The sequence below is a fragment of the Geodermatophilus sp. URMC 63 genome (assembly GCF_053502565.1).
Genome location: NZ_CP199956.1, coordinates 3,144,202 through 3,158,271, shown reverse-complemented (window position 1 = coordinate 3,158,271; position 14,070 = coordinate 3,144,202). Strand labels below are relative to the sequence as shown.

The following is a 14,070-nucleotide window of genomic DNA, read 5'->3' as shown; positions in this document are numbered from 1 at the left end:
GCGCCCGGGGGACACCGATGAGCCGCGTGGCTCGGGATGGGCGGTGACGTGATGACCAACCAGGCCGGGGGCAACTTCGAGCGGGAGCTGACGATCGGGGCGGAGGGGGTGCGGCTCCGCGGACCCATCGGGCTCGAAGAGGGCCAGAGACTGCTGCAGATGTACGTCTGGCTCTGGCAGTCGGACGGCGACGGGCGGGGAGCTGCCGCCACCGCCGTCCTGGACCATCAAGACCTGCGCAGCGCCGATGCGCCGGGGGCTGGTCCGGTGTGGGAGACGACGGTGCAGCCGCAACACGGCACGTTCCGGGCTGGGCCGGCGACCGGGATGGCGCTGGCGGTCCTGGAACGAGCGGACGGGTCGACGTTCCCCTACTGGTGGTCCCACAGCAACATCAGTCTGACCCCGACCACGACCGTGGGCTCCTCCGGGGACGACGTGAACGCCCTGTTGAACCGGATCGTCCGGCAGACACTCGTCAACATCCTCAAGAACGGATGACACCCGCGGAGGCGGCCGACCTCTCCCACCACCGATCCGACGCCCGGGCGGCGACGCGATGACGATCGCCGGCGGTGACCTCGACCCGGTGCTGGAGATCGACGCCCAGGGGGACGTCTGGCTCCAGGGCCGGCTCGAGCTCGCCGGTGGCCGGAGGCTGTCCGAGCTGCACGTCTGGCTCTGGCAGACGCGCGGGGACGGGACGGGCGGTGCCGCCACGGCCGTCCTGGCCGGCGCCCGCTTCGACAGCGCAGCCGCCAGGAACAGCGGCGGTGCACGGTGGAGGACGAGGGCGGACGCCGTGCACGGGGAGCTGGGGGCCGGCCCGGCGACCGCGACGGCGCTGGCGGTCCTGACCCGGGACGACGGCTCGGCCGAGTCGCACTGGTGGTCCGACAGCGCCATCCGCCTGACCTCCGGCGCGTCGGCCCGCTCCCCCGACGGCACGCTCGATCTCGGCCGCACGCTGTCGTGGAAGACCGCCACCGGGGACGCGGCCGCCATGCTCGACGAGCTCCAGTCCAACATCGTCCACCCGCACGTGCGCGAGCACCTGTCCGTGCTCCTCCTGCGGTTCGGCAACCCGGTCGAGGGCAGGACCTTCCTGCGGGCGATCGCTCCGCTGGTGAAGTCGGCCAGGCAGCACCTCCGGGAGGTCGAGGAGTTCAGGGCGACCGGGACGCCGGGCACCCCGTACGTCGGCGTCGGGCTGACCCACGCCGCCTACCGGGCGCTCGGCGTCGACCCCGAGCGGATCCCCGGCGACGCGTCGTTCACCCGCGGCATGAAGGACCCGGCCGGCCGGGACGCCCTGCACGACCCGCCCGTCTCGACCTGGGAGCCGCCGTACCGGGAGGAGATCCACGCCGTCGTCCTCATCGGTGATGCGACCCAGGGAGGGATGGCGGCAGCCCGCAACCAGGTCCTCAACCTGGTCAGGGGTTCGACCGCCATCCTGGGCCGAGAGACCGGGCTGGGGCAGCGCAACGCCTCCGGCGCCGCCGTCGAGCACTTCGGGTACGTCGACGGGATCAGTCAGCCGCTGTTCCTGACCGAGGACGTCGCGGCGGCGAGGAAGAGCGCTCCAGGCTGGCTGGTGTGGGACCCCGAGTGCCCCCTCGGCCGCGTCCTGGTGCGGGACTCCGCCGCGCCGGACCCCCGCGTGCACTGCGGCAGCTACCTCGTGTTCCGCAAGCTCGAGCAGGACGTGCGGCGGTTCCAGCAGGCCGGGGACGACCTCGCCCGGGCGCTCGGACTGGCCCGCTGCGACCGCGACCGCGCCGGTGCGATGCTCGTCGGCCGCTTCCAGGACGGCACGCCGCTCACCCTCCGGCCGACTCCCGGGCCCACCGGGCGCGGCAGCAACGACTTCGACTACGCCGCGGATGCCGCGGGGCGGCGGTGCCCGTTCCAGGCCCACATCCGCAAGGTCAATCCCCGAGGCTCCGCCAGGGGCGCACGGCAGGAGCGGGTACACCTCATGGCCCGGCGGGGGCAGACCTACGGCCGGCGCACCGACGACCTCGTCGCCGACCTGCCTCCCAGCAGCCGCCCCACCGGCGGGGTCGGGTTGCTCTTCATGGCCTTCAACGCCGAGCCCCGTCAGCAGTTCGACTTCGTGCAACAGCAGTGGGCCAACGACGCCCGCTTCCCGGGCCCCGCCCGCGGTGCTGCTGGAGGTGCCGGACCCGGCCGTGACCCGGTGATCGGCCAGGGAACTCGGGCGGACGGGACCTGGCCGCCGATCTGGGACGCCGCAGCCACCCGGACGGCCCCCGCGATCCCCCAGGCGGTCACGCTCAAGGGCGGCGAGTACTTCTTCACGCCCTCGCTGGCCTTCCTGCGCAGCCTCTGACCACTCCCGCGGCCAGGGGCGGACCGCGGCCCGCCGAGCCCGATCGGCAGTACCGTGCTCGCGTGCACGGTCCGTCCCGGGGATCGGGGACCGCGTCGTGAGGCCGCGGTTCACCGCGCAGGAGGCAGCGGACGTGCTGGGAGCGACGCCGGTCTTCAGCGCGCTCGACGGTCCCTCGCTCACGGACCTGGCCGCGGCGAGCAGGCAGCGGACCTACGGCCGGGGGCAGTACCTCTGGTACCAGGGCGACCCCGGGGACCACCTGGTCGTCATCGGCGAGGGCCTGGCCAAGGTCGTGCTGACGTCGGAGCGGGGCGAGGAGGCCGTGCTCGTCACCCTGGGCCCCCACGACACCGCCGGCGAGCTCGCCCTCCTCGACGGCCTGCCGCGCTCGGCGTCGATCGTCGCCGTCGAGCCGACGACCGTCCTGATGCTGCCGCGGGCGGCCGTGCAGGAGGCGATGGCCCACCCGGAGGTCCTCGACGCCGTCCTGCGCCTACTCGGGCAGCTGGTCCGCCGGCTGACCGAGCAGACCGGCGGGCTGGTCTTCCTCGACCTGGCCGGTCGTGTCGCGGAGGTCCTGCTGCAGCTCGCCCAGCGCCACGCGCAGGACGACGAGCACACGGTGCTCGACGTCGGGCTGTCGCAGTCCGACATCGCCGCGATGGTGGGAGCCACCCGTCCGGCGGTCAACCGGGTCCTGCAGGTGTTCGCGACCCGGGGCCTGATCTCGGTGCACGGCCGCGTGATCGTGCTCCGGGACCCTGCCGCGCTGCGCCGCCGCGCCGGCCGGTGAGGCACCGCGGCCCGTCGTGGCCGGGCCGGTGACCGGTCCCGGGGCGTCGGGCCGCACCTGTCATCCGGATGACAGCCGGCGTGTCCGCGGGCTGGCAGCCCGGCGCGGGCGCCGCTCCTAGCGTCCTCCCTGCAGCCGGACCGGGTGCAGCGCGACCACCACGACGACCGTCACGGGATCGGCCGTGGACGCCGGCGCACTGCACCCAGGCTGTTCCACCCACCCTGAGGATCCGCGGACCGGTCTCCGCACCGGGCGGATCCGTCGAGAACGGGACCGCGGCGCGATGACCACACAGCTCCTCCCCACCCCGGCGCAGGCCCCCCGCGCGTGCGACAACGCCACGCTGCTCGCCCGGATGGCCGACGGCGACCAGTCGGCCTGGCGGCAGCTGATCGCCGAGTACGACCGGCTCGTCCGGTCGGTGGCCGCGTCGTTCCGCCTCCAGGCGGCGGACGTCCACGACGTGGTGCAGACGACCTGGCTGCGCCTGCTGCAGCACGTGCACACCATCCGCGACCCCGAGCGGCTGGCCGGCTGGCTCGCGGTCACGGCGACGCACGAGTCCCTGGCGGTCCTGCGCCGGTCCTCCCGGGTGCTCCCGCTGCCCACGGTCGACGAGACCCCGGACGCCACGGCCGACCCCGCCAGGGAGGTCGCCGACCGCGACGAGGCGCGGGACCTGTGGGCCGCCGTGGCCGAGCTCCCGCCGCGGCAGCAGCGCCTGCTCGTCGCGCTCTTCCGCGACGAGCTCGACTCCTACGACGAGGTCGCGGCCACGTGCGCCATGCCCATCGGCAGCATCGGTCCCACGCGGGGACGCGCGCTGGCCCGCCTCCGGGTCAGGCTCGCCGACCGCGGCCTGGGCCCGGCCGCCTGATCCCGGACCACCGGGGTCGTCGTCCTCGTCGTACCCATCCCACCACGACACCGCACCCACGAAGGAGGGGTCGTCGTGTCCGATCCCGCACCCTGCACCCGGCACGCCCGCAGCGTCTGGCTGGCCTGCTGCCCGGCCTGCACCGCCTGGCACCTGGCCGACCAGTGCGCCCGACGCGGCGGCCCCCGCCCTCGGCCGGCTCCGACCGCGCCCGTCCGGAACGTCCCCCCAGCGGTCGGCGCGGCAGGCTCCCTGGCCGCCTGAGCACCGCCCCCTGTCAGTCCTCGACCCACGACGACCCTCCCGGAGGTCAGCCATGACGACGATCCACGCCGGCCTCGCCGACGAGCTGCAGCACGACTTCTGCCGTGCCCGCGCGCAGCTCGCCACGGCGCGCCTGCACCAGGCGGAGAAGGACACGCCGGGCACCCGCGCCGCGGTTGCGGAATGGCTCTCCTTCATCGACGCGGTGCTGGACGTGTACCCGGGCACCAGCACTCCCGGAGAACCGCTGTACACCTCGTCGTGACGCGGGTCGGTCCGCCGGCCCCGTCGGGATCGGCGGCTCGGTCCCGGTCAGGACGGGGGCGACCGGCAGCCCGTCGGCGGCCGTGGAGCACCGACCGCGCAGCGCGCTGACGGGCCGGCCCAGCTGAGCCCGGCCATCCCGCCGGGGCACAGCGGACCGTAGGCCCCGGCCTCCCCCGGGGGAGGCCGGGGCCTACGGTCCGGCGCCGCGCGGGCGGCGGTCCGGCCGTTCCGCCCGGCCGGTCCCGGGTGCGGTCAGGGTTCGGGGGGCAGCGGGGTGGCGGGCCAGTCGAGCAGCCGGGCGCCCAGCACGGCCGCGTGCAGTGCGAACCGCTGGTCGGGCCGGGAGACGCGGTAGCCGGTGAGCTGGGCGACGCGGGCCAGGCGGTAGGTGACCGTGCGGACCGAGACGTGCAGCCGGCGGGCGGCCTCGGTCGCGACCTCGCCGGCGTCGAAGTACGCCCGCAGGGTCTCCAGCAGCACCTCCGCGCCGCCGCGCACCCGGTCCAGGGGGGTGAGGACGTCGCGGACCAGGTCGACGATGGCCGCCTGGTCACGGCCCAGCACGCGGTGGACCAGGAGGTCGCGGGCGTGGACGACGTCGGTGTCCAGGCCGAGCCGGTCGGTGAAGGTCAGGGCCTCCAGGGCCTCCTCGTAGGAGCGGGCCACCCCGTAGGCGCCGGGGAAGGGCCGCCCCGCCGCAACCCGCCACCGGCCGGCGATGGCGCGCCGGGACAGGTCCTGCTGCAGCGCCGCACCCAGGTCGACGCCCCGCAGCGCGGCGGACGCCGGGACGGGGCTCCCCGGGACGACGACGACCACGCGGCCGTCCTTGGTGGCCACCAGCACCTCGCGGTCGCCGAACCGCTCGACCACCGCCCGCTCCAGCGCGATCGCCGCGCGGTCGACCGCGCCGTCGCCGTCCTGCGGTGCGACCAGCGCGACCTGGTGCGACTTGCCCAGGTCGATGCCGAACGGCTCGGCGCGCTCCACCATCCGGGCCACGTCGGTGTCACCGCGCAGCAGGTCGTCGACGAACCCGGCCCGCAGGGCCTCCTCCTGGCGGATCATCTCCCGCCGCTCGGCCTGGTGGCCGTCGACCAGCACGCCGACCGCGTCGTCGAGCACCCGCAGCACCGCCTCGGCGGCCCGGCGCACCTTCTCCGGGTCCGACGAGCGCGCGACCACGGGCAGCTGCCGCCACAGCCGCCACGCGGCGGACAGGTAGAGGTCGACCGCCCGGCGCGCGCTGACACCCTCCGCGGCGGCGCGCCGGCCGAGCTCGCGCACCGCGTCGAGCTCGACGTCGTCCGGGCGTCGGCCGTTGATGGCGGCGTCGGCCAGCAGTGGCAGGTAGCCGCCGAGCAGGTCCGCCGGCGCCTTCACGGCGTTCGCCGCCGAGGCCCCGACCGAGCTCAACCAGTCGTCGAGGGCCGGTTCCCACTCGGGCGGACGGCTGCGGCTCACGGCCCCTCCTCCACGTCGTCGCCGGGCGGTGGCAACGACATCGTGGCCCCCCAGGCGCGGGCGGCGCCGTCGACCGCCGCCCGGGCTGGTCGGCGGCGTCGGCCCGCCGGCCGCCGGGTCGGGGACGCCGAGGAGTCGGACCGGTGGAGGGGCGTGCGGCACGGGGACCTCCACGAGGACGCGGACGGGTCAGCGCAGCGGGTCGAAGGGGGCCAGCTCCGCCGGGGTCTCGCCCTTGAGCACGGCCTGGGCCACCAGCTGGCCGGTGACCGGACCCAGCGCGATGCCCCACATGCCGTGGCCACCGGCGACGAACACCCGCGGGGACGCGGTGCGGCCGAGCAGCGGCAGCCCGTCGGGAGTGCACGGGCGGGAGCCGACCCACTCGTCGCGCCGGTCGTCGAGGTCCACCCCGACCAGGAACGGCCGGACCGCCTCGACGATCGCGTCGATCCGGCGGGGGTCCAGGGGGTCGCCGGGACGGCGGAACTCCATCATCCCGGCCACCCGCAGCCGCTCCCCCAGCGGCGTGAGCGCCACCCGCTGGGTCGGGAAGTACAGCGGACCGCGCGGCATCTGCTCCACCGGCACGCTGAAGCTGTAGCCACGGCCGGCCTGCACCGGGCAGCGGACCCCGAACCGGCGCACCAGACGGCCCAGGTCGGCGCCGGATGCCACGACGACGGCGTCGTGGCGCGACCGCTCCCCGGCGGCGGTGGTGACGGTGACCCCGCCGGCGTGGTGCTGCAGATCGACCACCTCGGCGTCCTGCAGGACCTGCCCGCCGCGGGTCCGTACCGCGACGGCCAGGCCGGTGACGAACTCCGGCGGGTGCAGGTACCGCTGGCCGTGGATCCGCACGGCGGCGGCCACCCTCTCGGTCAGCACCGGTTCCACCGCCCGCACACGCCAGCCGACGACCGGGTGGAAGCCGGCCTCCTGCCCGGCGTCGCGGATCTGCTCGAGCTCGGCGCACAGCCGCTCGGCCCCGCGCTCGCGGCGGAAGCAGGCCAGGAACGTCTCCGCCCGGTGCGTCGGAGCCGGCACCCCGCCGGCTGCCAGGACGTCGAACGCCTCGAGCGCCCGCCCGTTCAGCGGGGCGTAGGCCGCCACGCCGCGGTGCCACGCCCGCGGGGTGCTGTGCGCGACGAACCCGGCGAGGAAGCGCAGCAGCGTCGGGTCGGCGCGCAGCGGCAGGTACACCGGCGAGCGGGGGCTGAGCGCGGCGCGCAGCCCGTAGCGCAGCACCGCCGGCTCGGGCAGCGGCGCGGTCAGCGCCGGGGTGAGCCAGCCGGCGTTGCCCCAGGAGGCGCCGGCCGCGACGCGATCACGGTCGTAGACGGTGACCTGCACGCCGGCCTCCTGCAGGAACCAGGCGCAGGACAGGCCGACCATGCCGGCACCGACCACGGCGACGTGCTGGGGTGTGCCGGCGGCGAACGCGGGACCGTGGTGGACAGGCCCTTCGCAGGACACGCCCGCTCCTCCGGTCAGTGCGCCGAGCGCTGGCAGGCGACGCACGTCGCGGCGTGCGGCCGGACCTCCAGCCGCTCGGACGGGATGTCGTCGCGGCACTGCGTGCACACGCCGTAGGTGCCGTCGGTGATCCGCTGCAGCGCCGCATCGATCTCGTCGATCCTGCGGAGCAGGGTCGCGGACCGGTTCACCGCCACCGGGTCCGGCACGGCCGTGGCCGCCTCGGCCAGCGCGAGCTCGCGCTGCCGGAGGCAGTCGGCGCGCTGGTCGGTGAGCAGGACCCGGAACAGCTCCCACCGCGTTGCCGGAGCCGCGGCGGTCGCGGCCGTCGAGGGGAGGGTGACCGTCATGCTGTTCTCCTTCGGGAAGGCAGGAGGCGTGTCCCACCGATCGGTGGGACACGCCTGGAGTGGGCCGGGGCGACCTGCGCGGTCAGCGCTCCCCCGGCGGCCCCCGGTGCTGACTGCGTCGCCGCCACTGCGTGCTGGTCATCCCCGACACCTCCTCCGCCAGTGGGCCCGTCGAGGCCGTGACCCGACCATCCCGCCCCGTCCCTGCCCGGAGAAGGGCGGTCACCGGTGAACCCGTGGTCCCTCTCGTTGCCGGTGCTCGGCACGTCCCGCACGGGACGCCGTTGCCGGTCATCGGCCTGGACACCGGGCTCGAGCTGACCGGTGCCGGACCCGGCCGGGCCACGGGCAGGCACGCACGGTCGGGTGCGAGGAGGTGGATCGTGCTCAGCGATCAGGAACAGCGGTCCTGGAACGAGATCGAACGGGTCGGCAACCGGGCGGGAGCGGGGGCCTCGCCGCCCTCGCGGTCGGCGCCGTCGGCACCGTGATCGTGTTCGTCGGCGTCGCGCCCCGTGGGCCGGGCCGGCCGTCCTCGCGGCTCCGGCACTGGTGCGGTCCGTGTCGCGGTACTGGCGGGACGTCGGCAACGCGTGCCCGACGGCCCTCGTGCCCGTGGACGGGTGGGTCGCGGACGACGCGCCGTCCCAGCGCCCGGCGTCGAGCGCCGCGGTCGCGGTGGTCCCTGCTGCTCGGGCGACACGGGAACGGGGCGCCGTCGGGATGGGCCCGCTCGTCCTCGCCGGCGCGCAGGAACACCGGCGGCGGTGGGCGCCCTCCGGTGAGGCGGCGACCCGAACCCGGGCCGCGGCCCGCGTTCAGCGGCGGTGTGGGTCCGTGGCCACCTGCTGCGGGTCCACGGCGGCGACGACGTTGCCGTGGAAGGCGTGCGCGGACGCCGGCGCGGCAGGCGCCGGGTCCGCGGGGCGGCGGTCCTCCCCCACGGTCGGCACCTCCTTGGGCCGGCCGCTGCGGTGGTCCCACACGTCGCGGGCGATGACCTGGATGATGCTGGCCGCCGGGATGGCCAGGAGCGCGCCCAGGACGCCGGCGAGCTCCACCGCCACCAGGATGGCGACGATCACCGTCAGCGGGTTGAGCTTGACCGTGCGAGCGAACACCAGCGGCTGCAGCAGGTGGTTCTCCAGCTGCTGGTAGACGAGGAAGAAGACCAGCACGGTGATGCCGGCGGGCACGGAGTGCACGAAGCCGGCGATGACCGCCACCACCCCGCCGACGGTCGCGCCCACCAGGGGGACGAGGTCGGCCAGCCCGACGAACAGGGCGATCAGGCCGGCGAACGGCACTCCCGCGATGAGCAGGACGACGTAGGTGAGCACCCCGCAGACGATGCTGATGAGCAGGTTCCCGGAGATGTAGCCGGTCACCGACCGGGCGCAGTCGGTGCCCACCCGGCGGATCCGCTCACCGGTCCGCGGCTCGAACAGGGCGATGAAACCGTCGACGACCTTGGGGCCCTCGAGCACCCACAGGTAGGCCAGGACGACGATGGTGACCGCGCCGGTCAGCCCGCTCGCCACACCGCTGAGCACGCCGGCGGCCGGCGTGGTCAGCCCGCTGGCGAAGGAGCTGATCCGGTCCTGGTTGTCCTGCACCCAGTCCAGCACGTGGAAGCGCTCGAGCAGGTCGCCGACCGGGCCACGGCCGGCCCGCGCGTCAGCAATCTGCTGCGGCAGCTGCCCGGCGAGCTTGGTGGCCTCCTGGGCGAGCGGGACGGCGAAGGCCGTCACCAGGGCCGCGAGGAGGACGAAGGCGACGAGGAAGACCAGCAGGGTGGCCAGGGCACGCCGCCTGCCGCCGAGCAGGCGCCGCTGCACGAACCCGACGACCGGCCCGAGTGCGACGGCGAAGAACGCGCCGACGACGATCCAGGTGAGCACCTGACGCGTCTCGACGACGACGTAGAGCGCGAGCGCGGTCGCCAGCAGCAGCCCGATCGTGGCCAGGATGGTGCGCGTCGGGACGGGACGCTCCGCGGGGCTGCGAGGTTGGGTCACGGTCGTGGTCATGCCCGACTCCGGTCGTGCGGAATCGAGGCGCGGACGACAGCCACGGGCGGACCGAGGTCACGAGCTGGCCGGCCGTCGAGCCCTCGACGCACCGTCTCGGCGGGTGGCGGTGGGCAGCGGGCGGCGGTGGGCAGCGGGCGGCGGGGTGGTGACCGCCGCGCCCGTGCCGCATCCGGGTCGTGCGCGTCGTCGGTGGCGACCAGTCGGATCGCCGGTCCCACGTCGCGAGCGCGACTCGTAGCCTCTCCGCCCAGCTGCACGTGGCCCGGCTGCGCCGGGGCGGGCAGCAGCACTTGCTGCGGGTCCTCGGCGGGCTGACGCTGCTGGCGGTACGGGTGCGCGTTCGTCCAGCACGAGCCGGCTCGGCCGGCGGTGCCGGAGGCCGTGGCGACGTCGACCTCACTGGTCGCTCCTGACCGGAGCCGTCGACGGGCCGCGTCGGCCGCGGCGGATCCGCTCGGGGACGGCACGCATGGACGGCGCCTCGACCGGTGGAACCCGTCCCTCGGTCAGACCTCGACGCGCCGCGCGAGCCCGTCGAGTCGGGCGCGGTCCACGCCGGTCAGCTCGCCGGCCTCCTCCGCCGTCACGGCGCCACAGTCGACTCCGCGCAGGACTGCGCCCGCGAGCGCCTGGGCCGTCGCGGGTTCGTCCATGACCCCGCCCTCCACGCGACCGAGGTAGGCCCTGATCCGCGCCGCCGTCACCGGGAGGCTCGCCCGGAAGAAGGAGTAGGTGGCCAGGTAGCGGGTCGGCAGGTGGCCCGGGTGCATGTCCCAGCCCTGGTAGTAGCCGCGTTCCAGCGACCGTGCGACGAGCCGGGCGTGCAGGCGCCAGGCCGCGTGCACCGCGTCCCGGTCCCCCGCCGGCAACACGTTGGTCGACCCGTCGGAGAGCCGCACCCCGGTACCGGCGGCGGCGACCTGCATCACCGCCTTCGCGTGGTCGGCGGCCGGGTGCTCCAGGCTCTGCTGGGGAGCGGTGATGCCGAGGGCGGCGCTGTAGTCGTAGGTGCCGTAGTGCAGCCCCGTGCAGCGCCCGTCCGCCGCGGAGATCATGCGGGCGACGGTCGCGGTCCCGTCCGCGGCGAGGATGGCCTGCGGGGTCTCCACCTGGATCTCGAACCGCAGCCTGCCGTCGGGCAGACCGTGGGCCTGCTCCAGTCGAGCGCAGACCTCCACCATGGCCTCGACCTGCGCCACCGAGGTCACCTTCGGCAAGGTCACGACGAACCCCTCCGGGAGGCCGCCGGACGCGTGGAGCCCGCCGACGACGAGGTCGAGCGTGCGCAGTCCACGCCGGCGGGTCGGCGCCTCGAAGCTCTTGAACCGGATGCCCAGGAAGGGTGGCCCGCCCTCGGCCCGGGCAGCCGCGGCGAGGGCGGCGACCGCCTCGCCGGCCGCCCGGTCCTCCTCGTCGTCGGAGCGCCGGCCGTAGCCGTCCTCGAAGTCGACGCGCAGGTCCTCGATCGGCTCACGGGTGAGCTTGGCGCGCACCCGGTCGTGGACGTCGCCCACCAGCTCGACGGGCATGCCGGTGACGTCGGCCAGTGCCTCCGTCGAGGGAGCGTGCCGGTCGAGCAGCTCCACCGCCTGCGCCCCCCACCGGTGGTGGGCGTCGGCGGAGAAGCGGTCGGCCGGGACGTAGACGGTGTGCACCGGCTGCCGCGTCCCGGGATCGCCGGGATGGCGCAGCCGGAGCTCCCGGTCGGCCTCGGCGAGCCGCTCGTCCAGGACGTCGGCGAGGTCGTCGCTCAGCTCGGTCATCCGCGTGGTCCTCTCCCCGTCGCCGGGTGCACCGGTCGACGACCTCGTGGGTGGTCACGGTCGAGCCGGGACGGTGACCGGTCGGAGTGCCGGCTCACCTCCGCGGGCGTGGTCGTGGCAGCCGGTGGCCCGGTCATCCCAGCGCGAGGGTCCGGCGCAGCTCGGCCACGTGACCGGTCGCCTGGACGCCGTACACCGCCGTCTCCACCCGGCCCTCCTCGTCGAGGACGACGGTGGACCGGATGACCCCTGTCACCGGTCTGCCGTCCACCTGCTTCTCTCCCCAGGCGCCGTAGGCCTCGCAGACGGCGTGGTCGGTGTCGGCGAGGAGCGGGAAGGTCAAGGCGTGCTGCTCGCGGAAACGGGCGAGCTGCTGCGGGTCGTCCGGTGAGATGCCGAGGACGGTGTAGCCGGCACCGCAGAACGATCCGAGGTCGTCCCGGAAGTCGCGGGCTTCCGTGGTGCAGCCCGGTGTCATGGCCGCCGGGTAGAAGTAGAGGACCGCCTTCCCGCCACGCAGGCTCTGCAGTGACACGTCGTCGCCGTCCGGGGTGGGCAGGGTGAACTCGGGGGCGGGATCGCCCGACTGGAGCCGTTGCGGCATCGTCCTCTCCTGGGTCGACTCGTGGTGGCTGACTCGCACCGCTGGTCAGACGGCCTCGATCCGCGGGTACTCCGGCCGCCACATCGCGGCGTGCACCTGCCCGACCGGGTCGTGCAGCTCGACCTGGGCCAGTCCCTCCGCCGCCGCGGCCCGCGCCACCGCGATGCCGACCGCCGCGGAGACCAGCCGCAGGTCGTCCACCGGCGGCAGCAGCGCGGACCCGGGAGCGCCCGCGCCGGAGAGCTCGGCGACCGCGGCGGCGGCCGCGCTGAGCATGCCGGTGCTGACCCGCCGGGCCTTGACCACCGACACCCCCAGCCCCAGGCCGGGGAAGACCAGCGCGTTGTTCGCCTGCGCGATGACGTGCTCCGTGCCGTCGTGGTGCACCGGCGGGAACGGGCTACCGGTCGCCACCAGGGCTCGGCCGTCGGTCCAGGCCAGGAGGTCCTCGGGCAGGGCCTCGCACAGGGAGGTGGGGTTGGACAGCGGCAGGATGACCGGTCGGTCGGCGGAGGCCGCCATCGTCCGCACGATGGGCTCGCTGAAGGCCCCCGGCTGGGCCGAGGTGCCGATGAGGATCGTCGGCCGGGCCCGGGCCACGACCTCGGCGAGCCCGATGGCCCCGTCCGCGCCGGCCCAGCCGGCCGTCTCGCCCGCGGGGCGGGCGTACGGCACCTGGAAGTCCCGCAGCTCGGCGGCGCGTTCCTCGGTCAGGAGCCCGCGGCTGCCCAGTGCCCAGAACCGCTGCGTCGCCTCCTCGCGGGACAGCCCCTCGCGCACCATGGCGTCGCGGAGCATGTCGGCGATCCCGATCCCCGCGGTCCCCGCGCCGTGGACCACTACCCGCTGGTCGCGCAGCGGCGCGCCGGTGGCCCCCAGCGCGGCGAGGACCGCGGCGAGCACGACCGCCGCCGTGCCCTGCATGTCGTCGTTGAAGGTGCAGCAGGTCGGGTCGTACCGCTCGAGGATGCGCCGGGCGTTGCTCGCGCCGAAGTCCTCCCAGTGCAGCAGGGCGTTCGGGAACAGCGTGGTGGCCGCGGTCACGAACGCGTCGATGAAGTCGTCGTAGCGCCGGCCGCGCACCCGGGGGTGCCGGTTGCCCAGGTACATCGGGTCGTCGAGCAGGCGGAGGTTGTCCGTGCCGACGTCGAGCACGACGGGGACGACCCGCCGCGGGTGGATGCCCCCGGCCGCGGTGTAGACGGTCAGCTTGCCGATGGCGATCTGGACGCCGCCGACGCCCTGGTCCCCGATGCCGAGGATCCCCTCGGAGTCGGTGGCGACGACGAGGTCGCAGTCGTCGGGCCCGAGGCCGTAGGCGCGCAGCGCCTCCTCGACGGCGTCCGGTTCGTCGATGGACAGGAAGACCCCGCGCGGGCGGTTGTAGTCGTGGCTGAAGCGCTCGATGACGTCGCCGATGGTCGGCGTGTAGACGACCGGCAGCATCTCCTCCAGGTGCTCGCTGAGCAGCCGGTAGAACAGGACCTCGTTGCGGTCCCGGAGGCTGGCCAGGTACACGTGCTTGGCGAGCGGGTCGGGCTGCCCCCGGTACTGCTGCTCGGTGCGGCGCACCTGCCCCTCCATCGACGACACCGCGCTGGGCAGCAGGCCCTCCAGGCCCAGCGCCTCCCGCTCGGCCCGGGTGAAGGCCGTGCCGCGGTTGAGCATCGGGTTGCGCAGGACGTCGTTGCCCCGGGCGCGGACGCGCGCGGTGAGGCTGTCCGGCGCACCGATCAGCTCGTAGGGCCGTTCGTACACGGGTCCTCCTGGGGTGTGGGGCTCGGCCGGTGGCGGTCAGGGGTGCGGCGCGGCGACGA

The 14,070-nt window shown here is 75.2% G+C and carries 12 protein-coding genes; 5 read left to right on the top strand and 7 right to left on the bottom strand.

Annotated features, from left to right (window positions below; translation table 11 throughout):
• Positions 1–51: 51 nt before the first annotated feature.
• From ACWIZO_RS15550 to ACWIZO_RS15530, 5 genes are all read left to right on the top strand, one after another.
• Positions 52–501 carry a hypothetical protein gene (locus tag ACWIZO_RS15550; protein WP_448638550.1) on the top strand — a complete coding sequence of 150 codons (450 nt, stop codon included), beginning with the start codon at positions 52–54 and terminating at the stop codon, positions 499–501.
• Between the two features lie 58 nt (positions 502–559).
• On the top strand, positions 560–2,356 hold the full coding sequence (locus tag ACWIZO_RS15545) for a Dyp-type peroxidase (protein ID WP_448638549.1): 1,797 nt from the start codon (positions 560–562) through the stop codon (positions 2,354–2,356).
• A gap of 133 nt (positions 2,357–2,489) precedes the next feature.
• Positions 2,490–3,152, top strand: a complete 663-nt coding sequence (locus ACWIZO_RS15540) for a Crp/Fnr family transcriptional regulator (protein ID WP_448638548.1) — start codon at positions 2,490–2,492, stop codon at positions 3,150–3,152.
• A 286-nt stretch (positions 3,153–3,438) separates the two neighbouring features.
• Positions 3,439–4,032, top strand: coding sequence for an RNA polymerase sigma factor (locus ACWIZO_RS15535; protein WP_448638547.1), 594 nt, complete (start codon positions 3,439–3,441; stop codon positions 4,030–4,032).
• Positions 4,033–4,348: 316 nt separating this feature from the next.
• Complete coding sequence (locus ACWIZO_RS15530; protein ID WP_448638546.1) at positions 4,349–4,561, top strand: hypothetical protein; 213 nt, start codon at positions 4,349–4,351, stop codon at positions 4,559–4,561.
• A gap of 254 nt (positions 4,562–4,815) precedes the next feature.
• On the opposite strand, the gene ACWIZO_RS15525 is transcribed toward ACWIZO_RS15530, so the two are convergent.
• The 7 genes from ACWIZO_RS15525 to ACWIZO_RS15495 form a co-directional block, all read right to left on the bottom strand.
• Complete coding sequence (locus tag ACWIZO_RS15525; protein WP_448638545.1) at positions 4,816–6,027, bottom strand: PucR family transcriptional regulator; 1,212 nt, start codon at positions 6,025–6,027, stop codon at positions 4,816–4,818.
• A gap of 189 nt (positions 6,028–6,216) precedes the next feature.
• On the bottom strand, positions 6,217–7,503 hold the full coding sequence (locus ACWIZO_RS15520; RefSeq protein ID WP_448638544.1) for an NAD(P)/FAD-dependent oxidoreductase: 1,287 nt from the start codon (positions 7,501–7,503) through the stop codon (positions 6,217–6,219).
• A 14-nt stretch (positions 7,504–7,517) separates the two neighbouring features.
• A complete protein-coding gene (locus ACWIZO_RS15515) occupies positions 7,518–7,853 on the bottom strand; it encodes a TraR/DksA family transcriptional regulator (RefSeq protein ID WP_448638543.1) in 336 nt (111 codons plus the stop codon).
• 818 nt (positions 7,854–8,671) lie between these two features.
• Positions 8,672–9,883, bottom strand: a complete 1,212-nt coding sequence (locus tag ACWIZO_RS15510) for an AI-2E family transporter (protein ID WP_448638542.1) — start codon at positions 9,881–9,883, stop codon at positions 8,672–8,674.
• Positions 9,884–10,392: 509 nt separating this feature from the next.
• Entirely contained in the window at positions 10,393–11,649 is a 1,257-nt protein-coding gene (locus ACWIZO_RS15505) for a DUF6986 family protein (protein ID WP_448638541.1), read from the bottom strand.
• A 133-nt stretch (positions 11,650–11,782) separates the two neighbouring features.
• Complete coding sequence (gene bcp, locus ACWIZO_RS15500; protein WP_448638540.1) at positions 11,783–12,253, bottom strand: thioredoxin-dependent thiol peroxidase; 471 nt, start codon at positions 12,251–12,253, stop codon at positions 11,783–11,785.
• Positions 12,254–12,298: 45 nt separating this feature from the next.
• Positions 12,299–14,011, bottom strand: a complete 1,713-nt coding sequence (locus tag ACWIZO_RS15495) for an NAD-dependent malic enzyme (RefSeq protein WP_448638539.1) — start codon at positions 14,009–14,011, stop codon at positions 12,299–12,301.
• Positions 14,012–14,070 lie beyond the last annotated feature (59 nt).